The 24,993-nt window shown below is 74.8% G+C and carries 30 protein-coding genes; 14 read left to right on the forward strand and 16 right to left on the reverse strand.

The genetic code is table 11. From position 1 onward, the window contains the following. The first annotated feature begins 54 nt into the window (after nt 1–54). Complete coding sequence (locus J5O08_RS02070) at nt 55–732, forward strand: SDR family oxidoreductase (RefSeq protein ID WP_218705156.1); 678 nt, start codon at nt 55–57, stop codon at nt 730–732. 30 nt (nt 733–762) lie between these two features. On the opposite strand, the gene J5O08_RS02075 is transcribed toward J5O08_RS02070, so the two are convergent. Beyond that, nucleotides 763–1,167, reverse strand: coding sequence for a helix-turn-helix domain-containing protein (locus tag J5O08_RS02075; RefSeq protein WP_218705157.1), 405 nt, complete (start codon nt 1,165–1,167; stop codon nt 763–765). 70 nt (nt 1,168–1,237) lie between these two features. Beyond that, nucleotides 1,238–1,891: a TetR/AcrR family transcriptional regulator gene (locus J5O08_RS02080; protein WP_218705158.1), complete on the reverse strand. Its 654-nt coding sequence runs from the start codon at nt 1,889–1,891 to the stop codon at nt 1,238–1,240. 79 nt (nt 1,892–1,970) lie between these two features. On the opposite strand from J5O08_RS02080, the gene J5O08_RS02085 reads away from it, so the two are divergent. Beyond that, nucleotides 1,971–2,894 (forward strand): ABC transporter ATP-binding protein, encoded by a 924-nt coding sequence (locus J5O08_RS02085; RefSeq protein ID WP_218705159.1) that lies wholly within the window; start codon nt 1,971–1,973, stop codon nt 2,892–2,894. Nucleotide 2,895: 1 nt separating this feature from the next. After that, nucleotides 2,896–3,651, forward strand: coding sequence for an ABC transporter permease (locus tag J5O08_RS02090; protein ID WP_218705160.1), 756 nt, complete (start codon nt 2,896–2,898; stop codon nt 3,649–3,651). 149 nt (nt 3,652–3,800) lie between these two features. Here the strand turns inward: J5O08_RS02090 and J5O08_RS02095 are convergent, their stop codons facing one another. From J5O08_RS02095 to J5O08_RS02120, 6 genes are all read right to left on the reverse strand, one after another. Next, nucleotides 3,801–4,292: a nuclear transport factor 2 family protein gene (locus tag J5O08_RS02095; RefSeq protein WP_218705161.1), complete on the reverse strand. Its 492-nt coding sequence runs from the start codon at nt 4,290–4,292 to the stop codon at nt 3,801–3,803. A gap of 67 nt (nt 4,293–4,359) precedes the next feature. Further along, nucleotides 4,360–4,698, reverse strand: coding sequence for a hypothetical protein (locus tag J5O08_RS02100; RefSeq protein ID WP_218705162.1), 339 nt, complete (start codon nt 4,696–4,698; stop codon nt 4,360–4,362). A 168-nt stretch (nt 4,699–4,866) separates the two neighbouring features. After that, a complete protein-coding gene (locus J5O08_RS02105) occupies nt 4,867–5,577 on the reverse strand; it encodes a YafY family protein (protein WP_218705163.1) in 711 nt (236 codons plus the stop codon). A gap of 40 nt (nt 5,578–5,617) precedes the next feature. Beyond that, nucleotides 5,618–6,010, reverse strand: a complete 393-nt coding sequence (locus J5O08_RS02110) for a nuclear transport factor 2 family protein (protein WP_218705164.1) — start codon at nt 6,008–6,010, stop codon at nt 5,618–5,620. A gap of 77 nt (nt 6,011–6,087) precedes the next feature. After that, nucleotides 6,088–6,351, reverse strand: coding sequence for a metal-sensitive transcriptional regulator (locus tag J5O08_RS02115; RefSeq protein WP_217615254.1), 264 nt, complete (start codon nt 6,349–6,351; stop codon nt 6,088–6,090). A 215-nt stretch (nt 6,352–6,566) separates the two neighbouring features. Continuing rightward, nucleotides 6,567–8,306: an FAD-dependent oxidoreductase gene (locus J5O08_RS02120; protein ID WP_218705165.1), complete on the reverse strand. Its 1,740-nt coding sequence runs from the start codon at nt 8,304–8,306 to the stop codon at nt 6,567–6,569. 189 nt (nt 8,307–8,495) lie between these two features. On the opposite strand from J5O08_RS02120, the gene J5O08_RS02125 reads away from it, so the two are divergent. The 4 genes from J5O08_RS02125 (at nt 8,496) to J5O08_RS02140 (ending at nt 12,689) form a co-directional block, all read left to right on the forward strand. Beyond that, nucleotides 8,496–9,497 carry an L-lactate dehydrogenase gene (locus J5O08_RS02125; protein WP_308281259.1) on the forward strand — a complete coding sequence of 334 codons (1,002 nt, stop codon included), beginning with the start codon at nt 8,496–8,498 and terminating at the stop codon, nt 9,495–9,497. Between the two features lie 36 nt (nt 9,498–9,533). Further along, nucleotides 9,534–10,790 (forward strand): SLC13 family permease, encoded by a 1,257-nt coding sequence (locus J5O08_RS02130; protein ID WP_218705167.1) that lies wholly within the window; start codon nt 9,534–9,536, stop codon nt 10,788–10,790. 61 nt (nt 10,791–10,851) lie between these two features. After that, nucleotides 10,852–11,514, forward strand: a complete 663-nt coding sequence (locus J5O08_RS21490) for a response regulator transcription factor (protein WP_218705169.1) — start codon at nt 10,852–10,854, stop codon at nt 11,512–11,514. Continuing rightward, nucleotides 11,511–12,689, forward strand: a complete 1,179-nt coding sequence (locus J5O08_RS02140) for a sensor histidine kinase (RefSeq protein ID WP_218705171.1) — start codon at nt 11,511–11,513, stop codon at nt 12,687–12,689. The genes J5O08_RS21490 and J5O08_RS02140 overlap by 4 nt, the downstream gene beginning before the upstream one ends. 31 nt (nt 12,690–12,720) lie before the next feature. Here J5O08_RS02140 and J5O08_RS02145 read toward each other — a convergent pair whose 3' ends face one another. After that, nucleotides 12,721–13,230: a hypothetical protein gene (locus tag J5O08_RS02145; RefSeq protein ID WP_218705173.1), complete on the reverse strand. Its 510-nt coding sequence runs from the start codon at nt 13,228–13,230 to the stop codon at nt 12,721–12,723. A 354-nt stretch (nt 13,231–13,584) separates the two neighbouring features. Between J5O08_RS02145 and J5O08_RS02150 the strand changes: the two genes are divergently transcribed. The 5 genes from J5O08_RS02150 (at nt 13,585) to dhaK (ending at nt 17,339) form a co-directional block, all read left to right on the forward strand. Continuing rightward, entirely contained in the window at nt 13,585–13,860 is a 276-nt protein-coding gene (locus J5O08_RS02150) for a hypothetical protein (RefSeq protein ID WP_218705175.1), read from the forward strand. A 163-nt stretch (nt 13,861–14,023) separates the two neighbouring features. Next, a complete protein-coding gene (locus tag J5O08_RS02155; protein ID WP_218705177.1) occupies nt 14,024–14,902 on the forward strand; it encodes a class II fructose-bisphosphate aldolase in 879 nt (292 codons plus the stop codon). Next, nucleotides 14,899–15,690, forward strand: a complete 792-nt coding sequence (locus J5O08_RS02160; protein ID WP_218705179.1) for an HAD-IA family hydrolase — start codon at nt 14,899–14,901, stop codon at nt 15,688–15,690. Before J5O08_RS02155 ends, J5O08_RS02160 begins: the two co-directional genes overlap by 4 nt. Then, nucleotides 15,687–16,307 (forward strand): dihydroxyacetone kinase subunit DhaL, encoded by a 621-nt coding sequence (gene dhaL / locus J5O08_RS02165; protein WP_218705181.1) that lies wholly within the window; start codon nt 15,687–15,689, stop codon nt 16,305–16,307. The genes J5O08_RS02160 and dhaL overlap by 4 nt, the downstream gene beginning before the upstream one ends. 36 nt (nt 16,308–16,343) lie before the next feature. Beyond that, nucleotides 16,344–17,339 (forward strand): dihydroxyacetone kinase subunit DhaK, encoded by a 996-nt coding sequence (gene dhaK / locus J5O08_RS02170; protein ID WP_218705183.1) that lies wholly within the window; start codon nt 16,344–16,346, stop codon nt 17,337–17,339. A 52-nt stretch (nt 17,340–17,391) separates the two neighbouring features. On the opposite strand, the gene J5O08_RS02175 is transcribed toward dhaK, so the two are convergent. Then, nucleotides 17,392–18,240: an SDR family oxidoreductase gene (locus tag J5O08_RS02175; RefSeq protein WP_308281261.1), complete on the reverse strand. Its 849-nt coding sequence runs from the start codon at nt 18,238–18,240 to the stop codon at nt 17,392–17,394. A gap of 57 nt (nt 18,241–18,297) precedes the next feature. On the opposite strand from J5O08_RS02175, the gene J5O08_RS02180 reads away from it, so the two are divergent. Further along, nucleotides 18,298–18,921, forward strand: a complete 624-nt coding sequence (locus tag J5O08_RS02180; protein WP_218705185.1) for a TetR/AcrR family transcriptional regulator — start codon at nt 18,298–18,300, stop codon at nt 18,919–18,921. Between the two features lie 58 nt (nt 18,922–18,979). Here the strand turns inward: J5O08_RS02180 and J5O08_RS02185 are convergent, their stop codons facing one another. After that, nucleotides 18,980–19,669 carry an SDR family oxidoreductase gene (locus J5O08_RS02185; RefSeq protein ID WP_218705186.1) on the reverse strand — a complete coding sequence of 230 codons (690 nt, stop codon included), beginning with the start codon at nt 19,667–19,669 and terminating at the stop codon, nt 18,980–18,982. Between the two features lie 58 nt (nt 19,670–19,727). Between J5O08_RS02185 and J5O08_RS02190 the strand changes: the two genes are divergently transcribed. Further along, entirely contained in the window at nt 19,728–20,120 is a 393-nt protein-coding gene (locus J5O08_RS02190; protein WP_308281262.1) for a MerR family transcriptional regulator, read from the forward strand. An 18-nt stretch (nt 20,121–20,138) separates the two neighbouring features. Here the strand turns inward: J5O08_RS02190 and J5O08_RS02195 are convergent, their stop codons facing one another. The 5 genes from J5O08_RS02195 to J5O08_RS02215 all read right to left on the reverse strand — a co-directional run bounded on the left by J5O08_RS02195 (nt 20,139) and on the right by J5O08_RS02215 (nt 24,988). After that, complete coding sequence (locus J5O08_RS02195) at nt 20,139–20,717, reverse strand: GNAT family N-acetyltransferase (RefSeq protein WP_218705188.1); 579 nt, start codon at nt 20,715–20,717, stop codon at nt 20,139–20,141. A 209-nt stretch (nt 20,718–20,926) separates the two neighbouring features. Next, nucleotides 20,927–21,529 carry a class I SAM-dependent methyltransferase gene (locus J5O08_RS02200; RefSeq protein ID WP_308281263.1) on the reverse strand — a complete coding sequence of 201 codons (603 nt, stop codon included), beginning with the start codon at nt 21,527–21,529 and terminating at the stop codon, nt 20,927–20,929. 129 nt (nt 21,530–21,658) lie between these two features. Next, complete coding sequence (locus J5O08_RS02205) at nt 21,659–23,443, reverse strand: HNH endonuclease signature motif containing protein (RefSeq protein ID WP_218705189.1); 1,785 nt, start codon at nt 23,441–23,443, stop codon at nt 21,659–21,661. A 199-nt stretch (nt 23,444–23,642) separates the two neighbouring features. Next, nucleotides 23,643–24,053 (reverse strand): NAD(+)--rifampin ADP-ribosyltransferase, encoded by a 411-nt coding sequence (gene arr, locus J5O08_RS02210; protein ID WP_218705191.1) that lies wholly within the window; start codon nt 24,051–24,053, stop codon nt 23,643–23,645. Nucleotides 24,054–24,091: 38 nt separating this feature from the next. Next, complete coding sequence (locus tag J5O08_RS02215) at nt 24,092–24,988, reverse strand: oxidoreductase (protein WP_218705193.1); 897 nt, start codon at nt 24,986–24,988, stop codon at nt 24,092–24,094. Between the last annotated feature and the right edge of the window lie 5 nt (nt 24,989–24,993).

Here is a 24,993-nt window from a genome sequence, read left to right on the forward strand (position 1 = left end):
GCGCGCACCCCATCTGTCAGGAGCACCACCACACCGCAAGACCAGAGGAGCACCATGCCCACGATCGCCCTCATCGGCGCCGGCCCCGGACTCGGCCTCGCCATCGCGCGCAGGTTCGGGTCGGAGGGCTTCGACGTCGCGTTCGTCGCCCGGAACCGGGAGAAGCTCGACGGCCTGGTCGCCGACCTCGCCGCCGACGGGATCACCGCGGCCGCGTTCCCCGCAGACGTCCTGGACCGCGCCGGCCTGACGGCCGCGCTGGACGCCGCGAAGCAGCACTTCGGCGGGATCGACGTGCTGGAGTACTCCCCCGCCGACGCCTCGGCCGGACCGCTCGCCCCGGTCCACATCCGGGAGACGACCCCGGAGAACACCCAGGCGCAGATCGAGTACTACCTGTACGGGGCCCAGACCGCCGCGGCCGCCGTGCTGCCGGACCTCCTCCGGGCGGGCGCGGGCACCCTGCTGTTCACCAGCGGCGCGGGGTCGATCACGCCGTCGGCGGTCTTCGGCAACGTGAACGCCGGCGCCGCGGCCATGCGGAACTGGGCGCTGAACCTCGCCGGCGAGCTGGCGGGCGACGGCGTCCACGTCGCGCACGTCGCGATCGCTGCGTGGATCACCGACCAGGCGCCCGACGGCGTGCCCGCGCTGTCGGCGGCGCAGATCGCGCCGTTCTACTGGGACGCCCACCAGCAGCGGTCCGCGCACGAGGTCGTCGTCGCCCCCTGACCGCGACCGGTTCCGGCCGGGAGGGCGCCGCTACGCGCCCTTCCGGCCCACCCCGGTGATCTCGTGGGCCCGCCGGTTCGCCGCGACCTCCTCGTGGTGGCTCGCGGCCCACGCGGCCATCGACAGCACGGCGTCGGACAGCGAGCGTCCCAGGTCCGTCAGCTCGTACTCCACCCGCGGCGGCACCTCCGGGTACGCGGTCCGGGTGACGAGCCCGTCGCGCTCGAGCGCCTTGAGCGTCACCGTGAGCATCCGCTGCGAGATCCCGGGGATGCTCGCCTGCAGGTCGGAGTAGCGCAGCGGCCCGTTGCCGAGCGTGCTGACGACGAGCATCGTCCACTTGTCGCCGATGCGGTCCAGCACCTCCCGGATGAACCCGCTCTCCGCCGGCCACGCCCGGCACGGCCCGCTCAGCGTCCTGGTCGTCGTCGCCACGGCGACCACCTCCCCGTCCGTTACTGCTCGTCACGTAGCAGCACGCAGCGTACGTCGAGACGCCGGGGTGTCACCCGCCTCCGTCGCGCACGCCGTACGCGCGCACGAACGCGCGCGCCCCGTCCGTCATGATCCGCCGGACGTGCGCGCTCTCGGCGCGCCGGCGCGCCGGCTCGTTGAGCACGCGCAGCGCGGTCAGGGCGTGGAAGTGCGCGGCGGCCAGATCCGGGTCCTCGACGTCGAGCAGGCCGGCGCGGGCGAAGCGGCCGACGCGCTCGCTGAGGACCTGCGCGTGGGCCTCGTCGAGCGGGTGGTCGTCGAGCTCCGGCAGCAGCGGCTCGTTCTCGTTGATCAGCCGGACCGCGGCGAGGTAGTCCGACGACAGCAGCAGGGAGCGGCCGAGGTCGGCGGCGAGCGCGGTGAGCGCCTCGTCGAGGTCGGCGACGTCCGTGATGCCCGCGTCGTCGAGGTGCTCCGCGACCAGCCCGCGGAGCGTGGCCAGCGCGCGCTCGCCCGCGTCCTCCACGACGCCGAGGAGCAGGCGCCGCTTGTCCCCGTAGTAGTCGTAGACGGTCCGCTTCGACACCCCGGCGAGCGCGGCCACCGCGTCCATGCTGGTGCGCTCCACGCCCGTCTGCACGAACAGCTCCCGGGCGGCGGCCAGGATCGCCGCTCGCTTGTGCGCCTGACCCTCGCGCACGGGCCTGTCGCCCACCGTCGTCATCGCTCTCCTCCGTGGTGCTCGGTTCTGATGCTACACCGGCGGGTGTAGATCTACACCACACGGTGTAGTGTCGTTCGCCATGCACACCATGAACCCGGTGACCTTGCAGGCGCACGCCCTGCACAAGCGCTACGGGCACCTCACCGCCGTCGACGGCCTGTCGTTCGCGGTCAGGCCGGGCGTCGTGACCGGCTTCCTGGGCCCCAACGGGGCGGGGAAGTCCACGACGCTGCGGATGTTCCTCGGCCTGGACAGGCCGACCAGCGGTGCGGCGACGGTCGGCGGGCTGCGGCTCGCGGAGACCCCGCACCCGATGCGGGTCGTCGGCGCGATGCTCGACGCCCGGGGCGTCCACCCGCGCCGCACCGCCACGGACCATCTCGCGGCGGTGGCGCGCGCGGGAGGCGTGGCCCGGTCCCGGGTGCCCGAGATGCTGGAGCTGGTCGGGCTGAGGAGGGTCGGCAACCGCCCCGCCGGCGACTTCTCGCTCGGGATGAAGCAGCGGCTGGGGATCGCCACCGCGCTCATCGGGGACCCGGCCGTCGTGATCTTCGACGAGCCGCTCAACGGCCTCGATCCGGAGGGAATCCGGTGGGCGCGCTCGCTGATGCGCGACCTGGCGGCCGAGGGCCGCACGGTCCTGTTCTCCAGCCACCTCATGGGCGAGATGGAGCTGACGGCGGACCACCTCGTCGTCATCCACCGGGGGCGGCTGCTGGCCGATCAGCCCCTGGCCGCCTTCATCGCCGACCACACCACCGAGCACGTCCGTGCCCGCACGCCGGACCGGCCCGGACTCCTCGAGGCGCTCGCCCGCGCGGGCCTGCAGGCCACAGCCGACACCGCCGGCGCGGACGGGATCGACGTCGACGGGGCCGCGACCGACCACGTCGGCCGCGTCGCCGTCGCCGCCGGGATAACGCTGTCCGAGCTGACCGCGGTCCGCGACTCGCTCGAGGACGTCTTCCTCACCATGACCTCGACCCAGAAGGACGCCGCCTGACATGGACCTCCTCGTCTCGGAGTGGATCAAGACCCGCAGCATCCGCGCCACCTGGATCCTCGCGGCCGGCACCGTCCTGGTCACCGTGGTCGTGAGCCTGCTCGGCATCAGCGGCCTCGCGGCCGACTGGCAGGCCGACCTGCCCGCGGACTTCGACCCGACCGGCGTCAGCTTCAAGGGCATCCTCGTCGGGCAGATCCTCGTCGCGACGCTGGGTGCCCAGGCGTTCACCAGCGAGTACGCCACCGGTCAGATCGTCACGAGCCTGACGATCGCGCCCCGGCGCGCCGTCCTCCTGGTCACCAAGCTCACCATCACCGCCCTCGTCGCGCTCGCGACCGCCGTGCTCACCGTCGTCTGCAGTCTCGGCGCGAGCCAGGCGGCCCTGGCCGCAGCGGGGTTGCCGACGGCGGACCTGACCGAGGCCGACAGCGTCCGGGCGGTCCTGTGCGCGGTGGGCTACCTGGTGCTCACCGCCGTGCTGGGCGTGGCGCTCGGTGCCCTCACACGCTCCTCCTCGGGGGCACTCGCCGTCGTCGTGACCGTGGCCCTCCTCGTGCCGGCGCTGGCACCCGGGCTGCCCGGCGCCCTCGGGGACCTCGCCGGCACCTACTGGCCCACGACGGCCGGGCAGGCCTCCTACACGACCACCGGGACCGGACCCCTGGCGGGCCCGGGAGGCCTCGCGGTCATGGCGGTGTGCACCCTCTGGACCACGCTCGCCGCCCACCTCACGCTCCGGACCCGGGACGCGTGAGGCACCTGCGATCCTGCCCTGCGGCCGGCTCCGCGGGCGGCATCATGGGCAGCTGGGGCCGCGACAGGTCGACCTGACCACGGACGAGCTGCGCGCCGTCGTCCGGTTCGCCGCGCGCTCGAACCTGCAGCGCGCCGCCGATCGCCGGCTCAGTCCGGAGCTGGTCCCGACGCCTCGCGGCGCTCGACCGCGTCGCCGTCGAGGTGCGGCCTCGGATCCAGGTCGAACAGGTGCTCGGCCTCTCGTCGCGAGATGCGCCAGCCGAGGGCGGTGCGCACGTACGTGTCGCGGTACACCCCGCCGCCGCGGAACCAGGTCCCGTCCGGGAACTGGATCGTGACGCTGACGTCCACCTCGCCGCGCGCCACGTCGCCGTCCAGGTCGATCACCAGGTTGGCGGTCCAGTGGTGCATCTGCAGGAACGCGCTCCACTGCCGCTCGAGGGCGCCGCAGATCGCCTCGACACCTCGGAACTCCTGTCCGGGAGCCACCTGCCAGACGGCGTCGGGAGCCCACACCCCCGCGAACCGGCGGCGGTCCCGCTTGTCGGCCCCGTGGCAGCACTCGTGCACCAACCTGCGGATGGCGGACTCGGACTCCAGGCGGCCCAGGCGCTGCTGCAGCGCGATCTCGCTCGTCATCTCCGAGACGCCAGCAATCGCGCGACCGGAGGCGGGTCCGGCCGCGGTGCTGGGTTCCGCGCCGGCCTCACCACGTGATGCCGAGCAGGTCCTCGGCCCGCTCGGCGACCTCGTGCGCCGCCGCGATGACCTCCCGGTTGAACGTCGGGTCGGCCCACCCGCGCGCGGCCGCGTCGCCGAGGGAGACGACGGAGCGTCCGAGGTCGACGTCCCCCGACAGCGTCGGGTGCGCGGCGAGCCTGCGCGCCGCGACGACGACCTCGTCCGTCTTGTCGCGGAACATCAGCCCGAAGCGCGGTGCGTCGTCGCCGACCGACCGGTCCCAGGCGACGAGGTCGGCGAGCCGGCGGCTGTGGTCGCGCAGCAGATCCCGCGGGTCGGTGTGGTAGGCGGGCGGCGTCGGCATGGCGCCAGGGTGGCACGCGGGACGTCGACCACCAGGGCCCTCGGTCCCGACGAGCGGTCGCGGCCTCACCGCACGATCATCGACGCGCCCTCCTTCGCGCGGGCACGGGCGCGGGAGGCGTCGGGTCACGCCCCGACCGTCGGCAGCCGGTCGTCGCCTGCGGGACCGTCAGCCGAGGGTCCGGATCGGCCACCGCACCTGGTCCGCCTCCAGCAGCGCCGGGTCGCGCTCCGGCGCGACCTCGTCGAGCAGCTCGAGGCGCGTGATGCGCTCGATGCGGAACCCGCGGATCGCGTCGCGGAGCCGGCACCACCCGACGAGCAACCAGGCGTCGCCCCCGCGCAGCAGCCCCATCGTCTCGACGTCGCGGACCGTGCTCGCCGGGACGTCGTCCCCCGAGGCCTCGCCCAGGTAGGTCAGCCGCACGACCCGCCGGGCGGCGATGGCGTCGGAGAGCATGCCGAGCGGCACACCGCCTCCTGCCAGGGCGACGGGGTCGATGACCTGCATCCGCCCGAGCAGCTCCTGCACCGGGGCGCGGTGCTCCTCCCCCATGACCGCCGCGACCTTGGCGCGGGCGCGCCGGGCGGCGCCCTGGTAGGGCGAGGTGTCGAGCAGCGCCAGCCCGGCGAGCACCGCCAGGGACTCGGCGGCCGAGAGGTTGAGCGGCGGCAGCGAGTACTCGGGCAGGATCGCGTAGCCCCCCGCGGCCCCGTGCTCGGCGTACAGGGGCACGCCCGCGACCTGGAGCGACGCGATGTCGCGCTCGATCGTGCGGGTGGACACCCCGAGCTCGCGCGCGAGCCGGGCGGCCGACCACGGCCGGCGCGCTCCGCGGAGCAGGTCGACGAGGGCGTACTGCCGCTCGGCTCGCTTCATGCCGCCAGCCTGGCAGACGCGTCGTCGCTGGTCGCGGCGGTCAGCTGCGCATGCTCCGCTGCCTCCCGACGGACCAGACCCGGCGCACCCGGCCGTCGGCGTCGAAGTCGAACACGTCCACGCCACCGGCCCGGGCGCCGCCCTGCTCCACGTCCCAGAGCAGCCGGCCGTGGTCCCCGTCGATCGCGTCGGCGACCGCGGTGAACACCACACCGGGGTTCTGGCCGTGCCACCAGGCGAGGTACCGCGCGAAGTCGTCGGCGGTGCGGATGTCGTCCGCAGGGGTCGAGCCGTCCGGCTCGGTCACGGCGAAGTGGATGCGGAAGTCCTCGGCGCAGATCTCGCGGGCGAGGTCGCCGTCGGAGTTCCACATGGTCAGCCACCGGTCCAGGGAGCGGCGGGAGGTGGTCGTGGGGTTCGTGGTCTCGGTCATGCGTCCAGGCTCGGACACGGGCGCGACAACGGTGTGTCGGTGTTCCGGGACCGATCGACCGGTCCCGGCGCCCGCGCCTAGGCCAGCGAGAGGAAGAGCTTCTGCAGCTTGTCGACGTCCAGGGTGCTGTCGTCGTCCGGGTCGGTCAGGCACTGCTTCATGCCGGACGCGATGATCGCGAAGCCGGCGCGGTCCAGAGCCTTGGAGACCGCGGACAGCTGGGTCACCACCGGTTCGCAGTCCTGGCCCTCCTCGATCATGCGCACCACCGCGGCCAGCTGGCCCTGGGCGCGCTTGAGGCGGTTGACGACCTTGCCCATCTCGCCGGGGTCGAGCTCCATGGTCGTCCTCTCCTCAACCGCAGGTGCACTGCTGGTCGCGGGGCACGTCGGCCATGACGGACTCGACGTGCATGCCGCAGCCGGTCCAGGTGGTCTTGCCGCAGGAGCGGCACAGGGCGGGGCTGCACATGGTGGTGGTCTCCTCGTTCGTGGGTGGGGTTGTGGGTCGGTGACGGACGTTCACACGACGACCGCCCGGGCATCCTGCCGCAGGGTCACACCAGGGCCCCGTCGAGGGCCCGTCCGCGGGCGCGGGTGAGGTCGGGGCGGGCCAGGTCGAGGCTGATCCAGCCGCCGGACAGGTTGCGGGCGTCGAACCCGGCCTGCAGCAGGACGCGCGTGGCGATGTGGGACCGGACGCCGCTGGCGCAGTGCACCGCCACCGGGCGGCCGCCCGCTGCCGCGCGGACCTCTTGGAGCCGGTCGCGCAGCTCGGTGTGCGGGACGTGCAGCGCCCCGTCGAGGTGCCCGCGGTCGTGCTCGGCGCGCGTGCGGACGTCGAGGACCAGGCTGCCGGCGAGCACGTCGTCCGCGTCGTCCGGCTGCCACTGCGGCATGGTGCCGTCCAGGGCGTTCTGCGCCACGAAGCCCAGCATGTTGACCGGGTCCTTGGCCGAGCCGTACGGCGGCGCGTAGGCGAGCTCGAGCTCGGCGAGGTCGTCGGCGCCCATCCCGGCGCGCAGGGCCGTGGCCAGCACGTCGATCCGCTTGTCGACGCCCTCGCGGCCCACCGCCTGGGCGCCGAGCAGCCGGCCGTCGGGCGCGAAGCTCGCGACGACGTGGACCTGCTCGGCCCCCGGGAAGTACCCGGCGTGGTGGCCCGCGTGGACCCGGACGGTCTCGTGCGCGAGGCCGGCGCGCCGCAGCGTCGACCGGCTCGCCCCGGTGACGGCCGCCGTCAGCCCGAACACCCGGACGATCGCGGTCCCGAGCACCGGCGCCTGCGGCGTCGTGCGCCGGCCGAGCATCGCGTCCGCCGCGCGCCGGCCCTGGCGGTTCGCCGGCCCGGCGAGCGGCACGGGCCCCCGGTCCCCGGTGACGGCCCGGACGACCTCGACGGCGTCGCCCACGGCCCAGATCGACGGGTCGGAGGTCCGCTGGTCGGCGTCGACCCGGATCGCGCCGCGGGCGCCGAGGTCGAGACCGGCGTCCCGGGCGAGGTCGCTCGCGGGCCGCACGCCGACGTTCACCACGACGACCTCGGCGGGGAGCCGGGTGCCGTCCGACAGGCTCACGAGCGCGGCCTCGTCCGCCGCCCCGGTGATCGCCGTGGCCGAGACCCCGAGGTGGAGCCCGACGCCGTGCGCGCGCAGCTCGTCCGCGAGCAGCGGCGTGAGCTCGGGGTCGAGCGGGGGCAGGACGTGGTCGGCGAGCTCGACCAGCGCGACCTCGAGCCCGCGGGCGACGAGCGCCTCCACGGCCTCCAGCCCGATGAAGCCGGCACCGCCGACGACGGCGCGCCGGGGGCCGCCGACGGGGAGCGCCGCGATCCGGGCGGTGAGGGCGTCGAGGTCGGGGACGGTGCGCAGCGCGTGCACCGCGGGGTGGTCGAGGCCGTCCACCGGCGGGCGGACGGCGACGGCCCCCGGGGCGAGCAGCAACGCGTCGTAGCCGAGCTCGTAGCCGCCGGTCGCCGTCGTGACGTGCACGGTGCGCGCGGCGCGGTCGATCGCGGTGACGCGGCTGCCGGTGCGGACGTCCAGCGCGAGTGCGGCGTGCAGCGACCCGGGCGTGTGCAGCAGCAGGTCCGCGCGCTGCTCGATCTCGCCGGACAGCCCGTACGGGAGACCGCAGTTCGCGAACGAGACGTGCTCGGACTGCTCCAGCACGACGATCTCGGCGCGCTCGTCGAGGCGGCGGGCGCGGGCGGCGGCGCTCATGCCGCCGGCCACTCCCCCGACGATCACGAGGCGGCGAGGACGGGGCACGGCAACGGGGTCGGAGGTCGTGGACATAGCTCCATCATATACCCCCCGGGGTATCAGATCGTCATGCGCGGTGCGGCATCAGACAGCCCTGTCGGGGACGCGGCACCCGGCGGACGACCCGGCTGGTCGTCCTGGCGAGGCGGGCGATAGGGTGACGCGCATCACATCCCGCCTCCAGGAGGGCGGGGCTGTGGGACACGGGCCGAGGGGGACGCGGTGACAGGTGACGCCGAGGGACGGACCGTGGAGGGCGGCGCGGAGCCGACCCTCCGCTCGACCGCGAAGGTCGCCGTCGTCGGCGCCGGCGCCGTCGGCGCGACCCTCGCCTACGCCGTGCTGATGCGCGGCGCGGCGCGGGAGGTCGTGCTCTACGACGTCGACACGGCGAAGGTCCGCGCCCAGGCGCTCGACCTCGCGCACGGGATCCAGTTCGTGCCCATGGCGCACGTGGTCGGCACCGACGACATCACCGCGTGCGCCGGCGCGGACGTCGTGGTGGTGACCGCCGGGGCCAACCAGCGTCCCGGGCAGACCCGCACCGACCTGGCGGGGCGCACGATCGGGCTGATGCGGACGCTCGTGCCGCAGCTGCTGGAGGTCGCGCCCGACGCGGTCTACGTGATGGTGACGAACCCGGTGGACGTCGTCACCTACGCGGCGCTGCGGTTCTCCGGGCTCCCCCGCGCCCGGGTCATCGGGTCCGGGACGGTCCTGGACTCCTCCCGGTTCCGGTACCTGATCTCCCAGCACGTCGGGGTGGCGGTGCAGAACGTGCACGCGTACATCGTCGGCGAGCACGGCGACACCGCGGTGGCGCTGTGGTCCTCGGCGACGATCGGCGGGGTGCCCCTGCTGGACCTCGACCCGCTGCCCGGGCGCGAGCCGCTGACGCCGGCCGTGCGCGCGTCCATCGCGCACGACGTGGTGCACTCCGCCTACGAGATCATCGAGGGCAAGGGCGCGACCAGCTACGCCATCGGGCTGGCGGGGTCGCGGATCGTCGAGGCGCTCACGAACGACGAGCACCGCGTCATGCCCGTGTCCTCCCTGATCGACGACCTCGACGGCATCGGCGACGTGTGCCTGTCCGTGCCCACCGTCGTCGCGCACGACGGGGCGGGTGCGCCGCTGCGGGTGCCGATGTCGACCGACGAGATCGTGGCCCTCCGGCGCTCGGCGGACGCGCTGCGGGAGACCGCCCGCCCGTTCGGGCTCTGAGCCCCCGACGGTCGACCGGCGACGACGGCGACCCGGATGTCGGACGCCACCACCAGCCTGCTGGTCCTCGCGGCCGCGGTCGCCCTGTTCGTCTGGAACCGGCTCCCGGCCGCCGTCGTCGCGGTCCTCACGGCGCTGGCGCTCGCGGCGACCGGCGTCGTCACCGAGGCGCAGGCGGTCGCCGGTTTCGGCGACCCCGTGGTGGTCTTCATCGCGACGCTGTTCGTGCTGAGCGAAGGTCTGCAGGCCTCGGGGGTGACCGCCTGGGCCGGCGAGCTGGTGCTCGCGCGCGCGGGCTCGGGCCACCGGCGGGTCGCGGTCGCCGTCATGGCGCTCGCCGCGCTGATCTCGGCCCTCGTCACGCCCAACGGCGCGGCCGCGGCGGTCCTCCCCGTCGCGCTCCTGGTGGCCCGACGCTCCGGCACCTCGGCCTCCCGCCTGGGCATCCCGCTGGCCTACGCGGCGAGCGCGGGTGCGCTGCTCACCCTCGCGGGCAGCCCGGTCAACGTGATCGTCTCCGACGCCCTGGCCGACACGACCGGGGACCGGTTCGGGTTCTTCGAGTTCGCGGCGCTCGGCGTACCGCTCACCCTGGTGACGGTGCTGGTGACGGCGCTGCTCGGGAACCGCCTGCTGCCGGACCGCGCGGCGCCGGACCCCGCCCCCGGGTCGGTCGTGCACGAGGACGTGCGGGTGGGCGGGGCCGCGGTCCGGGCGGTCGTGGTGCTGGGTGCCACGATCGGCCTCCTCGCGTCCGGCGCGGTGACGCCCGCGCTCGCCGGCCTGGCCGGGGCCGCGGCGATGGTCCTCACCGGCGTGGTGCGGCCGTCCCGGGCGCTCAGCGCGGTGCCGTGGGAGACGCTGGTCCTGATCGGCGGCCTCATCCCGCTGTCGGCCGCGATCTCGGGGTCCGGCGCGGCCGACGTGCTGGCGGACGTCGTGGTCCGCGTGGTCCCCGACGGCGACGGGCACCTGCTGCTGGTCGCGCTCTTCCTGCTCACGGTCGCCCTGGGTCAGTTCGTGTCGAACGCGGCGACCGTCCTCGTCGTCACGCCCATCGCCCTGGCGGCGGGCGCCGAGGTCGGCGTCGGGGCCGAGCCGGTGCTCATGCTCGTCGCGGCCGCGGGGGCGGCGTCGTTCCTGACGCCGCTGGCCACGCCGGCGAACATGATCGTCCAGGGGCCCAGCGGGTACCAGTTCGGCGACTACTGGCGGCTCGGGGCGGTGGTGACGCTCGCGTGGCTCGTCGTGGTGACGGCCGTCGTGCCCCTGGTGTGGCCCCTGGGCCCGTGAGCTCCGGGCCCCGTCCGCCGGGTGCGTGGCCGCGCGTCGCCCGCCGCCCTACGATCGGCACGTGACGCCCCTCACACGCGTCGGCATCGTCGAGGACGAGGCGCTGATGCGCTCCATGCTCGAGCAGACCCTGTCGGCGCAGGAGTCGATCCGCGTCGTGCACGCGGTCCCGGGGGTCACGGAGGCGCGGCTCGTGTTCACCCCGGGCTCGTGCGACGTCGCGCTGCTCGACGTCAACCTCCCCGACGGCAACGGGGTCGCCCTCGGCGTCACGCTGCAGCGGGCGGACCCGCGGCTCGCGGTCATGCTGCTGTCCAGCGAGGACGTCATGGGCCTGTTCACCACGGTGCAGGACCAGGCGAGCCGCCCGTGGAGCTACCTGTCCAAGCGGTCGAGCTTCGCCCGGGACGTCCTGGTGCGCGCGGTCGTGGCCACCGCGCAGGGGCAGGTGGTGCTCGACCCCTACCTGGTCCAGCGGTCGCAGCCGCGGCCGGGGTCGGCGGTCTCGGAGCTCACGCCCGCGCAGTTCGGGGTGCTGCGGCTCGTCGCGGAGGGGCTGTCGAACCACGCCGCGGCCGACCGGCTGGGGATCAACGAGCGCTCGGTCGAGAGCCACCTCAAGTCGATCTACCAGCGGCTCGGGATCGACGGCGAGGGGCACAACCGGCGGGTCGCCGCCGTGCTGGCGTTCCTCGAGCAGACGGGGCGCACGTGGCGGGCGTGACCACGGCGGCCGCGGGCAGCCGTGACCTGCGACGCGTCACCCTCGTCGTCGGGATCACCAACACCGCGCTCTACGCGGCGCTGACGGCGGGCGCGTGGGCCGCTTGGGGCGGGCTGCAGGCGGAGCTGACGCGGGAGCGCAGCCTCGCCGCCGTGGTCGCCGACGGGGCGCTCATCCTCGTCATCAACCTCGCGTTCGGCTTCGCGGTCCTGGCGGGCGCGCTCGCGCTGGGCGTGCTCGACCGCGGGTGGCCCGCCCGTGTCGGGGTGACCGCCGCGGTGTCCGCGGCCGCGTCGGTGCCGCGGATGGTGGCCCTGGTGTCGCTCGGCAGCACGCCCACCGGCGTGGCCTACGTGACCGCGACGGGTGCGATGGGGTTCCTGTCCGGTCTCGTCGGCGTCCTCGCAGCCGTCTTCGCGGGGACGCTCGTCGACCGCGCCCGGCGCGAGGAGCAGCGCCGGGCGGCCGAGGCGGACCGGGCCCGACGCGCCGTCGACGCGCTGCAGGACGAGGAGCTCCGGGTGCGGCGCATGGTCTTCGACCAGCTGCACGGCACCCTGCAGTACCACCTGGTGAGCGTGACCGCCGGGCTCGACCGGCTGGCGGAGGACCTGGACGCGGCCGGGGCCGGCGACCGCGGCACCGAGGTCCGTGCCTGGGCGGAGACGCTGGAGGAGATCCGGGAGCAGGACGTGCGCTCCCTGAGCCACGCCGTGTTCCCCTCCGGCGCGGACCTCGGCACGGAGGAGGCGATCGCGCTGCTGCTCCACCGGCTCCCGGCGCAGGTCAGCACGTCGATCGAGATCGGCCCCGTCTACCGCGGGCTCGTCGAGACCGGCGCCGCGCCCATGCCGATGGCCGAGCGGCTCGTCGTCATCTACACCGTCGAGGAGGCCGTGACCAACGCGCTCAAGCACGGCCGGGCGCACACCGTGCGGGTGCGCGCCGAGGCCGAGCCGACCGCGGACCCGGAGCACTGGGTGTTCGCGACGGTCGTCGACGACGACGGCACCGGGCCGACCCGCCCCGACCCGCCCCTGCACGGGCTCGCGCGGCACCGCGAGCGGCTCGAGCACCGGGGCGGCACGCTCACGCTCGGCACGAACCCGGACGGCGGCGGGCGGCTGAGCTTCCGGCTGCCGTTCACCGTGTCGCCGGGGGCTCCGCCGTCCTGACGTGACACCCCGCTGACGCGCGGCGCACGAGTCACCGGGAGGGGCAGTCGACGGTCTCGGCTCCGTGCTGCCACACCTGCATGCCCGGCGCGCCTCGGAGCACGAGGCTGCCCGTCTCCCCCGTCCAGCTGAGATCGAACGTGGCGCGCGAGACGGGCTGGTACCCGTCGTCCGCGCCGTAGGAGCCGACCTCGGCCGGGCGGACCGTCCCGCGCGGCAGCACGTGGATGGTGCCGCCCCACAGGTGCTGCACGACGACGACCCGGCAGCCACGCTCGCTCGCCGGCTCGAGAATCCGGACGTCGTCGTCGAGCACGCCCACGACGAACGAGACCACGGCCCCGAGCCAGCCGACCGCGAGCACGCACGCCTTCACGACGTTGACCGGCCACCGGACGAACCACCGTCCGCTACCGGGGCGGGCCCCCGAGGCCTGAGCCCGGGCCTCGGTCATCGCGGCGGTGAGGGCCGCGCCGCTGCCGAGCAGCGCGGCGAGCGGTCCGACGAGGGCCGGTCCGACCACGAGGTCGCCGATCACCACCGGGAGAGCGTCGCCGACCGCCCACCACGCGACCCCGACGGTCGCGGTGAGCAACGCCGCGGCACACCAGCGCAGTCCGCGGGCCCGGCGCCGCAGGCGCGCGGCGCGTTCCGAGCGGTGACGCACGCTCCCGGTCATCACCGTCACGCGGCCTCCCCCGTCGACCTCCACACGGCGCAGGCTACGAGCGGGCGCGATCGCCCCGCGGCGCTCCCATTCGTCCGACGCAGGATCACCACCCCTCGTCCACGTCGCACGCCTGCGCGTCGGCCGTCCCCCGTGACGCCGACGCCCCGCGGTGGGACGATCGGCTCCAGCGACGCCGACCGGGCACCGACCTCCGCGGAGACGACGATGACGCGCACCGACCGCTCCTTCCTGTCCTTCCGCTCCAGCGGCTCCGTGCTCTCGATCGGCTCCCGCGACTCCGTGCTGTCGATCGGCAGCATCGGCTCGGTCGCGTCCGTGGGGAGCATCAGCTCGATCGCGTCGGTCGGCTCGATCGCCTCCGTCGCGTCGGTCGGGTGCTGGCTGGCGGCGGGCTCCGTCCTGTCCGCCGTCGCGGTGCGGTCGGTCCTGTCGTGGTGCTCGTCGGGGGCGGTCCTCGCCGCGCCGAGGCACCACGGCTGATCCGCGTCAGTCGCAGCTGACGGGCGACCCGCGCGCCGCCGGGGGCTGCTCCGGCCCGCCCGCGGGTGATCCTCGCGGCCCACCCTGGCCCGTGCGCGCGGCAGCGCCCTAGACTCCGGACAATCCGGACGAATCGCAGCGTCCGGGCCCGAGGAGATCGACGATGATCGCATCCACGGCGGCGCTCGCCCGGCACGGCCGCGAGCACGGGTACGCGGTGCCCGCGGTGAACGTCCTCGACGACCTGAGCCTGCGGGCGGTGGTGGCCGCCGCGGTCCACCTCCAGGCCCCGCTCATCATCCAGCTGTCCGTGAAGACCGTCCGGTCGACGGGCACCGAGCTGCTGACCAGCATGTTCCGGTACGCGACCCGCGACCTGACCGTGCCGGTCGCCCTGCACCTGGACCACTGCCCCGACCGGTCGGTGATCGACGAGGTGGTCGCCGCGGGCTGGTCGTCGGTGCTGTTCGACGCGTCGGACCGGGACCTGGTGACGGCCGAGCGCGAGACGGCCGAGGTCGTGGCGCAGGCGCACGCGGCCGGCCTGGACGTCGAGTCGGAGATCGAGAACATCGTCGGCGTCGAGGACGGCGTCGGGTCCGACGTCGCCCTGCACGCCTACTCCGTGGAGCAGCTCGCCGAGGTCGCGGACCGGACGGGGGCCGACCTCCTCGCGCCGCAGCTCGGCACCGCGCACGGCGAGTACCGGGCGCGGCCGGCCCTCCTCCCCGAGCGGGTGCGGGAGCTCGCCGCGCTGACGGACCGGCCGATCGTGCTGCACGGCGGCACCGGGCTCTCGGCGGACGACTTCGCCGCGTTCATCGCCGCGGGTGTCTCGAAGATCAACATCTCGACCGCCGTGAAGGTCGCCTACATGCGCGCGGCGGCGGCCCACCTCGACGTCGCGCGGGAGCGCGACAAGTGGGACCCCCCGAGCATGTTCCGGGACGTCGCGGCCGCGGTCGAGGGCGCGATCGTGCCGCTGGTCGAGCAGTTCGGCGCCGCCGGCCACGCGCGCGGCGTGGCGAGGGCCGTGCGGTGAGCCCGGGGCTGCTGCTCGACTGCGACGGCGTGCTGGCCGACACGGAGCGGGACGGACACCTCCCCGCCTTCAACGCGACCTTCGAGGAGTTCGGCCTCCCCGTGCGCTGGTCGCAGGAGGAGTACGGCCGGCTGCTGGCGATCGGCGGCGGCAAGGAGCGGCTGCGGACCCTGCTCGAGCCCGGGCTCGTCGCCCGCGCCGGGCTGCCGACCGACGAGGACGAGCAGCGGGAGCTGGTCGCCCGCTGGCACCGGGCGAAGACCCAGCGCTACACCGCACTCGTCCGCTCGGGCGCGCTCCCGGGCCGCCCGGGGATCGCCCGGCTGGTCGCCGAGGCCGACGCGGCGGGCTGGCGGCTCGCGGTCGCGTCGACATCGGCCGAGGAGTCGGTCCGGGCGGTGCTGGAGCACGCGGTCGGGCCGGGTCTGGCCGCGCGGTTCGACGTGTTCGCGGGCGACGTCGTGCCGCACAAGAAGCCCGCACCGGACATCTACCTGCTAGCCCTGCGCGAGACCGGGCTCGACCCGCGCGAGGTGGTCGTCGTCGAGGACAGCGCGAACGGGCTGCGGGCCGCGCTCGCCGCCGGCCTCACGACGGTCGTCACCGTCAGCAGCTACACGCGGGACGAGGACTTCACCGGGGCCGCGCTGGTCGTGACGTCCCTCGGCGACCCGCCGGACGACCCCGCGACCGCCCTGGCGGACCCGCACGGGCTCGAGGTCGACGGCGCCGTCGGACTCGATCACCTGCAGCGCCTCCTCGGACCTCAGCAAGGAGCGACACCGTGAGCCAGCAGCGCGTCGAGCAGGTCGTCCGCACCGTCGCCGAGACCTGCGTCGAGAACGAGCGGTACTTCGGCGAGCTGGACTCCGTCGTCGGCGACGGGGACTTCGGCTTCTCGCTCGCGCGGGGGTTCGAGAACGTGCTGGCGGGCTGGGACGACTACGACCGGGCCGACGCCGGGACGTTCCTGCAGAAGATCGCCGTGACGATGAGCGGTCGGATCGGCGGCACCTCCGGCCCGATCTGGGGCACGGCGTTCCTGCGGGCCGCCGGCGTCGTCAAGGGCAAGCAGGACGTCTCCGGCGACGACGTGGTCGCGATGCTGCGCGCCGCCGTCGAGGGGATCAAGGCGCGGGGCGGCGCCGACCTCGGCGAGAAGACGCTGCTCGACGCGCTCGTCCCGCTGACGGACACCGTCGAGCAGCAGCTCGCCGCCGGCGCCGCACCGGCCGAGGTCGCGAAGGCGGCCGCCGCGACCGCGCGCGCCGCCGCCGAGGCGACCCGGCCGATGCAGGCCCGGCGCGGCCGGGCGTCCTACACCGGCGAGCGCAGCATCGGGTCCCTCGACCCCGGTGCCGTCGCCGTCGCGGTGCTGGCGGGGCGGGTCGCCGCCACCTGGTGAGCGACCGAGGACCGGACGACAGGGAAGGCGACCGCGATGAAGAAGTTCGTCAACGACCCGAAGACCTTCGTGCCCGACATGCTCACCGGCCTGGCGCTGGCGAACCCGGACACGCTCCGGTACGTGCCCGAGTACAACCTGATCATGCGGGCCGACGCCCCGCGGCACGACAAGGTGTCGATCATCCAGGGCTCCGGGTCGGGCCACGAGCCCGCGCACGTCATGGTCGTCGGGAAGGGGATGCTCGACGGCGCGTGTCCCGGCGACGTGTTCGCCGCCCCGCCGATGGAGTACGTGCTGGAGTCGGCCAAGCTCCTGGCGTCCGACAAGGGCGTGCTGCTCCTGGTGAACAACTACACCGGCGACAAGATGGCGTTCGAGATGGCGTCGGAGCTCGCCGAGGCCGAGGGTCTGTCGGTCCGCACCCTGTTCATCGACGACGACGTGGCCGTACAGGACTCCACCTGGACCGTGGGGCGGCGCGGCGTCGCGGGCAACTTCTTCGTGATGAAGGCCGTCGGCGCCGCCGCCGAGGCGGGGGCCGACCTGGACGAGCTCGTCCGGATCGGCGAGAGGGTCAACTCCGTCACCCGCACGATGGGCATCGCCCTCACCCCGTGCACGCCGCCGGCCAAGGGATCACCGCTGTTCGAGCTGGGCGACGACGAGATGGAGGTCGGCGTGGGGATCCACGGGGAGCCGGGCCGCCGCCGGGCGCCGCTGGTGCCGGCCGACGGGGTCGTCGACGAGCTGCTCGGCGCGGTGCTCCCGGACCTGCCGTACGCCTCGGGCGACGAGGTCGCGCTGATGATCAACGGGCTGGGCGGGACGCCGATCAGCGAGCTGTACCTGCTGTACGGGATCGCGCACCAGAGGCTCGCCGCCCAGGGCATCACCGTCGGGCGCTCCTACGTCGGCGAGTACTGCACCTCGCTGGACATGGCCGGCGCGTCCCTCACGCTCGTCCGCCTGGACGACGAGATCCGCGGGCTGCTCGCCGCGCCGGCCGAGGTGGCGGTGCGGGTGTTCTGACGCGGCGCGGGCCCGGGACCCCGGTCGAGTCCCGGGCCCTGTCGCGCCCGGCTCAGTCGCCGTTCGCCGCGATCGAGACGTCCTTCCACTGCTCCCAGGTCTCCAGCCGCGCGCGGTACACGGCGGGGACGATCTCCGTCGGCTGGGTGCCGAACAGGACGCGCAGCGGGGGCTCGTCCGCGTCCACGACGCGGAGCAGTGCGGGTCCGGCGGCCGCAGGGTCGCCGATGCTCGCACCGCCCCGGCGCGCGGCCATCGCCTCGCGCAGCGGGTCGTACGCGGGCAGCGGGGTGGCGTGCGTGGCGCTGCTGCCGGCCCAGTCGGTGGCGAACCCGCCCGGCTCCACGAGGGTGACCTTGATGCCGAACCCGGCGACCTCCTGGGCCAGGGACTCCGTCAGGCCCTCCAGGGCCCACTTCGACGCGTGGTAGCCGCCGAGATTGGGGAACGCCGCGACACCGCCGATCGTCGAGATCTGCACGATGTGGCCGCTCCCCTGCTCGCGCAGGACGGGCAGCACCGCCTGGGTCACGTGCAGCACGCCGAACAGGTTGACCTCGAACTGGTCGCGCAGCTGCTCGGGCGTGATCTCCTCCACCGCGCCGAACAACCCGTAGCCCGCGTTGTTCACGACCACGTCGAGCCGGCCGAACCGTCCCACCGCCGCGTCCACCGCGGCGGACGCCGCCGCGCGGTCCGTGACGTCGAGCGCCAGCGGCAGCACCGCGTCCCCGAACTCGCCGGCCAGGTCGTCCAGCGACCCCGTGTCGCGCGCGGTCGCGACCACCCGGTCGCCGCGGCCGAGCGCCGCCAGTGCGAACTCGCGGCCGAAGCCCCGGCTCGTGCCCGTGATGAACCACACCTTCGACATCGTGTCCTCCTCGTCGACCGTTCCTGTCACCTGACGCACGGTATGGCACTCGGTGCCAGATCAGCAACCGGTGGTAGGTTCGGCCGCATGGTGGCGGAGCGGACGGGGTCGGCCCTGCGGGAGCGCACGCGCCGGGCGGTGCGGTCGGAGCTGATCGACGCGGCGCAGGACCTGTTCGTGGCGCAGGGCTACGAGGGCACGACCGTCGACCAGATCGCCGCCGCCGTCGGCATGTCCCGGCGCAGCTTCTTCCGGTACTTCGCCTCGAAGGACGACCTGGTGCTGGGCAAGTACGACGCCATGGCCGACCAGCTCGTCGAGGCGCTCGACGCACGACCGGCCGACGAGCCGCTGTGGCACTCGCTCCGCCGGGTGTTCGACGGCGTCGTCGACTACGCGGCCGACCCGGCCCGGGCCGCGCGCATGGCGGCGATGGAGCAGATCGTGCAGGCCGAGGGCGCGCTGCGCGCCTCGTACCTCCAGCGCCTCGACGGGATCCAGACCGCGCTCGTCGCCGCCGCCCGCGCACGGGGCTCCGCGTCCGGGCGACCGTGGGACGACGGGGACCCGGCACCCGAGGCCGCCGTGGGCGCGGCGTTCGCCTGCATGCGGACGGCGAACGACCTCGCCGCGACCAGCGGCCGCGACCTCTCCGGCCTGCTCGACGAGGCGTTCGACCGCCTCGCGGCGCTCACGTCCGCACCCCGCTGACCGCGGGCCCGCCCCGGGCGTCGTCCGGGGCGGGCCCACTCTCCGCAGCGAGGAGGGGTCAGACGGTGAGGAACCGCTCGTAGAACGCGCGGGGGTCCTCGGCCAGGGACGCCTTGACCATCGCGCTCCAGTCGTCGACCACGACCTCCAGGTCACCGGCCTCGACGGCGTCGAGCGTCCGCCGGACGACCGCCGCCGGGTCCTCCTTCGGGCCGTCGATGCCCGCGGCCATGTCCGTGTCCGCGAGCCCGAGGTGCACGGAGGTGACCTGCGTGCCCTGCGCGGCCAGCTCGAGCCGCAGCGCGTTGCTCATGTTCCAGTTCGCCGCCTTGGACACCGCGTACGCCCCGGAGCCCGGGAAGGCGAACCAGGACAGCGCGGAGGCGACGTTGACGATCCTCCCGCCGCCGTTGGCGGCCAGCACGGGCGCGAACGCGCGGACCATCGACAGCGTGCCCCAGAAGTTGACGTCCATCTCGGCGCGCACGCCCGCGAGGTCGCCGAGCAGCGTCGAGCCCGTCGAGATGCCGGCGTTGTTGACGAGCAGGTCCACGTCCGTGGCCAGCGCAGCCGCCGCGGCGACGGCGTCGGGGTCGGTGATGTCGAGCGCGACCCGGCGGACGCCGGGCAGGTCGATCGCGGCGGGCTCGCGCGCCGCGGCGTAGACCGTGGCCCCGCGGGCGAGGAGCTCGGCGGCGAAGTGGCGACCGAGGCCGCGGTTGGCCCCGGTGATCAGTGCGGTTGTCATGTCTGGCACGCTAGGACCTGACGTCGACGTGAGGGTCAAGTGCGGGTCGGGAGGCCGGGTGCGCATCGGAGAGGTCGCCGCGCAGGCGGGCGTGAGCGTGCGGGCGCTGCGCTACTACGAGGAGCAGGGGCTGCTGGACGCGGAGCGCACCGCGAGCGGGCAGCGCCGGTACCCGCCCGGTGCGGTCGAGCGGGTCCGGTTCATCCAGAGCCTCTACGCCGCCGGGCTGGGCAGCAAGGCCGTGCTGCGGATCCTGCCGTGCATGGACCGCGGGGTGCTCACCGACGAGATGCACGACCGGCTGCTGGCCGAGCGCGCGCGGGTCCAGGCCCAGCTCGACGAGCTGACCGCGACCCGCGACAAGCTCGACGACGTCATCCGGCTCGGGCAGGCGCACCGCCCGGGACACGGGCACCGCGCCGGCGAGGGCGTCTGCGCCGCCGCCTCCTGACGGGCCCCGGTCCCTGACCTACGCGGGCGCGACCGTCGTCCGCATCACCGTCTTGCTCGTCCCGATGTGCCGCTCGAACACGAACCCGGCCTCCTCGAACATCCCGCGCGTGACGTTGTGCAGGAACGAGGACGAGACCCGCTTGCCCGGCGGCAGCTCGTTCGGGAACGACACCACCTCCCCGCCGCCCGCGTGCGCGATGAGGTCCAGCGCACCGCGCAGCGCCTCCAGGGCCACGCCCTGCCGCCGGTGGTCCCGGTCGACGAAGAAGCAGGTGATCCGCCAGGGCGCCGGACGGTCCTCCCCCGCGTCGTACTGCTTGCGGTGGTAGATCCGGGGCAGCTCCTCGGGGCTGCCGTACTGGCACCAGGCGATCGCCTGCTCGCCGTCGAACACCAGCGCGGCGTGCGCGACGCCCTCCTCCACCAGCCGCCGCTTGAAATCCGGCCCCGCGTGGTCGGCCTTGGTCGTCGTCGGGGTGTCGCCGTGGAAGTAGCTGCACCAGCAGCCGCCCCACACACCGTTGTGCTTCTCGGCGAGCGCGCGCCAGGCGGGGAACGTCTCCGGCGACAGCGGCTTCACGACGTGTGCGGCCATGGGGTGATCCTGCTCCGGCGTCGCGCCGGACGGAAGGTCCGGCGGCCCGGCGTCCGGCCGTGGATGCCGGCGGCGGGCGGGGGCGGTGGACGGAGGCGGTGGCTGCGAGCGGCGGCTACGGGTGGGGCTGCGGGCCGCGGCTCCCTCCGTCGCGCGACACGCTGACGCACCGCCGATCAGCCCCTGTCGACGCGCGCGGTCGGGCGTGGTCAGTGCTCGGCCACCCGCGCGACGACGGCGCCGTGCGGCCGGTGCCCGCGCCCGGTGCGGCGATGCTGCTCGACGACCTCGAAACCGTGGTCGCCGAGCATCGCCCGCAGAGCTGGTGCGGGCCACCGGTAGGCCGGGGCCACCGCGTGGTCGAACCGGTCGACCGTCGACTCCGAGTCGAAGTACCCCAGGAGCAGCGATCCACCGGGACGCAGGGTCCGCGCGAACTCGGCGAGCGGCACCCCGATGCGGTCCGGAGCGTGGTGGATCGTCGAGTACCACGCGAGGATCCCGCCGAGCGAGGCGTCGGGCTCGTCGATCCGGTCGATGCTGCCGACGGCGAACGGGACGCCCGGGTACACCGACCGGGCACGCTCGACGAAGGCGGGCACCAGGTCGATCCCGCGGGCGTCGTGCCCACGTCCGACGAGGTGGTCGGTCCAGTGCCCCGGTCCGCACCCGGCGTCGAGGACGGGCCCGGCCACCCCGTCGACCCAGGTCTCCACGAGCTGTCTGTCCGAGGGGTGCACCGCGGACATCGAGCCGAAGAGGTCGACGTACTCCCCCGCTCTCCGGGAGTAGGCGTCGGCGACGGTGGTCACGCGCCGACGCTAGCGCGACACGCTCCGTCCGGGTGCGGGGCGGCCGATCTTCCTGCTCGCGATCGCCCCGGATCCGGAACGCAGGCACGCCGGCGCGCTGCGCGGGGTGGCGCACCGCACCGGCCGATCTCAGAACGGGGGTGGTGCGTCGTAGGGGTCGGCGGTCGCGTCGTGGCACTGCCCGGTGCCGGGTCGGGTGAGGTATCGGTGCCCGGTGGGGGTGATCCACTCGTAGAGCCCGGGTTCGATCTGCCGCAGCCGGAAACCGCCGTCGGTCTTGAGGCGGTGGTGCCGGTGGCAGACCGGTCCGAGGTTGTCGGCATCGGTGCGGCCAAGGGGCGCGTCGGGGTCACCGCCGGGTTGGGGGTGGAACTCCTGGGTGTGGTCGAGCTCGCATGCGCAGGCGGGGACCCTGCAGCCGGGTGCGGCGCACGTTCCGTCGCGGGTGCGGACGAGTTCGGCCAGGGCGGCGGGTGGTCGGTAGCGCTCGCGGCCGACGTCCAGGACCCGGGCGGTGAGCGGGTCGGTGACGACTCGCTGCCAGACCCCGCCGATCGCCAGGGCCCTTGCCTGGACGGCGTCGATGGGGCCGTGGCCGTCGAGGTGGGCGGGCTGGTCGTCCAGGCCGAGCAGGGTGGACGCCGGGATGGTGATGCGGACCTCGGCGCCGGGGCGTCCGGAGCAGCGGGTGCAGCCGCGGCGAGCGGGAGCGGGTGGGGTGGCTTCGGTCGGTGCGCGGGGCGCGGTGGCGGCAGTGCTGTTCCCGGTGTCGGGTTCGGTCGAGGTGGTGCGCGCCCCGGCCAGCGCACGGGAGTCATCCACGCCGGGCACGGAGTGCGCACCTGAGTCGCCGACCGGGATGAGCGTGGCGATCGGGATCGGCTCGACCGGCGGTGCCAGGACAGGTCCGTTCTCGCCGGTGAACCAGGACCCGTTCCACGACCGCTTCGGCTCCGGCGGCACCGGCAGCCCCGGGGACAGGTGGACCTCGAACGCCGGCCCGTCGGACTCCGGGACGTCGCCGACCACCAGGTCGCGCAGGCCGTCGGCGCGCAGCTGGTCCAGGGTGCGGTCGTCACCCAGTGCCTTGGCGGTCTTGGCGGCGTGGGTCAGGACCCCGTCGACCCGCAGTGCGTCCGCCGCGTCCAGCACCAGCCACATCGAGGCCATGCCGTCCGCCTGAGGGCGGGGGTGGGAGACCTTCCGGGTGCACCGGGACCGCTCCCGGCGTGCGGCGGCGCCCTCGGGGTCGACCAGGCGGATCTCCCGCGCCACCCGCTGCCGGAGCTGGGCCACGGAGCACTGGTGCGCGTCGGGCAGCACCGCGTCCTCCACCGCGTGCGCGACCTGGTAGGACAGGTCGGCCAGCAGATCGGTGAGGACCTCGGCCTTGGCCGCGTCGAGATGCCCGACCTCCAGGGCTCCCCGGGTCGCACCGAGCATCCCGTCGAGCACCAGCGCGCGGTGCACGGTCTTGGTCGCGGTGACCCGCGGCCACCCGAGGCGCATCGCCAGCTCGTCGCCGGCCACGCAGGCCTGCGTGGGCGGGGCACCCGCGAGCGGGGACCACTCGGGGGTCATCTCCTCGCGGGAGGCCAGCTCGGCGATCAGGCCGAGGGTGCGGGCGTGCTGGTAGGACTCGATGCGGGTCTGCGCGGCGATCACCTCGACCAGGACCTTCGAGGTCAGCACGTCCGGGTCCAGGTCCCGCAGCCACGCGTCCAGCACGGGTCCCGGCTCGCAGGACCGGATCGCTTCGACCTGCCGCTGCTCACTCGTGCGCGGCGCCCCACCGGCCGCCACGACCGGGTCCGGGCCGAAGTCCGTCAGGCACGTCCCGTCCGCCCCGTAGACCGGCAGCACCACGGCGGCGACCGGATCGTCGTCGGGGTGTTCTTGCAGGTCAGATGCCATGGAACGACACTACCGACGCCCACCGACACGACCCCGGCGACCGGACCACGCCCTGGGGACGACGCACGACCACCGCACCTGTGGACGACTCGGCACCCGCGTGACGAGCCGCCGCCGAGCACGCCACGGCCCTAGCAGCCGGCCGCGGGCGCCTCCGGTGATCCGACCCGTCTGCGGTCCGTGCAGCGTGCCCCGGACCTCAGTTGATGATCTCGCCCCGCTCGTCGGCCGCCAACGCGGCGATCCGCTCGCGCCAGGACGCCAGGTCCTCGGGGCTGAGCCGCGGCCAGTCCGTGACCTCGCGCACCACGCGGAGCGGCGCACCGCTGCGGTACGACCGGGTGGGGTTGCCGGGGAACTTCTTGTCGGTGACGTTGGGGTCGTCCTCGTACGGACCGGTGGGCTCGACCTCGTAGACCCGCGGCTCCGACTCCCCCGCCGCCAGCTCCGCGGCCAGGCCGGCGCCGCCGACGAGAGCGGTGAAGTACACGTGGTTCATCGTGATCTCGGGCCGGTAGTTCGAGCGGAATCCCGCGGTCAGCAGGTCGCCGACGCGGAGGTCGGCCTTGGTGCCGTGGAAGAACGGACCGTCGTCGAGCGCCTGGTTCACGCGCCCAGGGTAGGTCGCCCTGCGCCGCCCTGGCGGGTTCAGCCCGGACCGTCGCTCGTCGCCGCGAGCAGCGGCACGAGGACGTCGCTGATCGGCGTGGAGATGCCGTGGGTCCGGCCGCGGCGCCGGACGACGTCGTTCCGGACGTCCCACTCGAGCGGTCGCCCGGCCTCTCGGTCGGCGAGGATCGAGGTCCCCCGGTCCGCCGGCGCCGCGCGGAACGCGTCGAGGAGCCGCTGGGGCTCGTCGTCCGGCAGGTGCGCGCCCTCGGCCCGCGCGACCTCCAGGCACTCGGTGAGGTACGCGAGCGCCAGCGCTCCGAGGTCCTCGCGCCGGAACACCCCCGACCGCCGGCCCGTCAGCGCCATGAGCCCGGCCGCCGCGTTCTGCAGGAGCTTGCGCCAGGCCTGGGTCGTGAAGTCCGCGGAGACGTCGACCGCGCACCGGCTCCCCCGCAGGGCCGCGACGACCGCCGCGGACCCGGGCGACTCCGGGACCGTGAGGCGCGGGTCGGCGAGGAGCCGGACGGACCCGTCGTCGCCGTGCACCGCCGGGAACCAGACGACCGCCGGGACGACCTCGTGGCCCGGGACGAGGGGCGCGACGTCCTCGCGCTGCTGGACGCCGTTCTGGAGCACGCACACGACGGTGCCCGGCCCGCACAGCGCGCGCAGCCACGGCGCGGCCGCCACGGTCTGGGTGGTCTTCACCGCGAGGAGCACGACGTCGACCGGCTCCCGGATCGCGTCGGGGTCGGTCAGCACGGGACCCGGGACGTCGACCGTGCCGCGGTCGGAGTGCAGCCGGAGCCCGGCGCGTGCCCGGCGCCCGGCGAGCACCGGGGTCCGGCCGGCCTCGTGGAGCAGGGCGGCGACCGACGTCCCGATCGCCCCCGGGCCGACGACCGCGATCCGGGGAAGGTGCGTGGGCGTCATGGTGG

This window comes from Cellulomonas sp. PS-H5, from assembly GCF_019265565.1.
GTDB lineage: Bacteria > Actinomycetota > Actinomycetes > Actinomycetales > Cellulomonadaceae > Cellulomonas.

What these genes read in the sequence shown, in the direction of transcription:
- J5O08_RS02095 (WP_218705161.1), bottom strand. Translation starts at nt 4,292, where the DNA reads ATGACGAGCGAGATCGCGCTGCAGCAGCGCCTGGGCCGCCTGGAGTCC.
- J5O08_RS02110 (WP_218705164.1), bottom strand. Translation starts at nt 6,010, where the DNA reads ATGACCGAGACCACGAACCCCACGACCACCTCCCGCCGCTCCCTGGAC.
- J5O08_RS02195 (WP_218705188.1), bottom strand. Translation starts at nt 20,717, where the DNA reads ATGGCCGCACACGTCGTGAAGCCGCTGTCGCCGGAGACGTTCCCCGCC.
- J5O08_RS02205 (WP_218705189.1), bottom strand. Translation starts at nt 23,443, where the DNA reads ATGGCATCTGACCTGCAAGAACACCCCGACGACGATCCGGTCGCCGCC.
- J5O08_RS02115 (WP_217615254.1), bottom strand. Translation starts at nt 6,351, where the DNA reads ATGGAGCTCGACCCCGGCGAGATGGGCAAGGTCGTCAACCGCCTCAAG.
- J5O08_RS02185 (WP_218705186.1), bottom strand. Translation starts at nt 19,669, where the DNA reads ATGACAACCGCACTGATCACCGGGGCCAACCGCGGCCTCGGTCGCCAC.
- J5O08_RS02180 (WP_218705185.1), top strand. Translation starts at nt 18,298, where the DNA reads ATGGTGGCGGAGCGGACGGGGTCGGCCCTGCGGGAGCGCACGCGCCGG.
- J5O08_RS02100 (WP_218705162.1), bottom strand. Translation starts at nt 4,698, where the DNA reads ATGCCGACGCCGCCCGCCTACCACACCGACCCGCGGGATCTGCTGCGC.
- J5O08_RS02080 (WP_218705158.1), bottom strand. Translation starts at nt 1,891, where the DNA reads ATGACGACGGTGGGCGACAGGCCCGTGCGCGAGGGTCAGGCGCACAAG.
- J5O08_RS02090 (WP_218705160.1), top strand. Translation starts at nt 2,896, where the DNA reads ATGGACCTCCTCGTCTCGGAGTGGATCAAGACCCGCAGCATCCGCGCC.
- J5O08_RS02130 (WP_218705167.1), top strand. Translation starts at nt 9,534, where the DNA reads ATGTCGGACGCCACCACCAGCCTGCTGGTCCTCGCGGCCGCGGTCGCC.
- J5O08_RS02120 (WP_218705165.1), bottom strand. Translation starts at nt 8,306, where the DNA reads ATGTCCACGACCTCCGACCCCGTTGCCGTGCCCCGTCCTCGCCGCCTC.
- J5O08_RS02155 (WP_218705177.1), top strand. Translation starts at nt 14,024, where the DNA reads ATGATCGCATCCACGGCGGCGCTCGCCCGGCACGGCCGCGAGCACGGG.
- J5O08_RS02150 (WP_218705175.1), top strand. Translation starts at nt 13,585, where the DNA reads ATGACGCGCACCGACCGCTCCTTCCTGTCCTTCCGCTCCAGCGGCTCC.
- J5O08_RS02105 (WP_218705163.1), bottom strand. Translation starts at nt 5,577, where the DNA reads ATGAAGCGAGCCGAGCGGCAGTACGCCCTCGTCGACCTGCTCCGCGGA.
- J5O08_RS02215 (WP_218705193.1), bottom strand. Translation starts at nt 24,988, where the DNA reads ATGACGCCCACGCACCTTCCCCGGATCGCGGTCGTCGGCCCGGGGGCG.
- J5O08_RS02085 (WP_218705159.1), top strand. Translation starts at nt 1,971, where the DNA reads ATGCACACCATGAACCCGGTGACCTTGCAGGCGCACGCCCTGCACAAG.
- J5O08_RS02070 (WP_218705156.1), top strand. Translation starts at nt 55, where the DNA reads ATGCCCACGATCGCCCTCATCGGCGCCGGCCCCGGACTCGGCCTCGCC.
- dhaK (WP_218705183.1), top strand. Translation starts at nt 16,344, where the DNA reads ATGAAGAAGTTCGTCAACGACCCGAAGACCTTCGTGCCCGACATGCTC.